General features: G+C 68.8%; 1 pseudogene. It reads left to right on the top strand.

The window, feature by feature from the left end:
- A pseudogene (locus ACGWYJ_RS39145) lies at positions 1-237 on the top strand (glycogen debranching enzyme); the annotation flags it as partial.

Raw genomic sequence — 237 nt, 5'->3', positions numbered from 1 at the left:
GACCACCTGGGGCCGACGCTGTCGTTCCGCGGCATCGACAACGCCGCGTACTACCGGCTGCGCGACGACGACAAGCGCTACCACCTCGACTACACGGGCTGCGGCAACTCGCTGAACGTGCGCAGCCCGCACGCGCTCCAGCTGATCATGGACTCGCTGCGGTACTGGGTGCTGGAGATGCACGTCGACGGGTTCCGCTTCGACCTGGCCTCGGCGCTGGCCCGCGAGCTGCACGAC

It is taken from the genome of Actinomadura sp. SCN-SB (assembly GCF_043906805.1).
GTDB lineage: Bacteria > Actinomycetota > Actinomycetes > Streptosporangiales > Streptosporangiaceae > Spirillospora.
The sequence above is the reverse complement of the archived record's forward strand: the minus strand, read 5'-3'. Positions and strand labels throughout refer to the sequence as shown.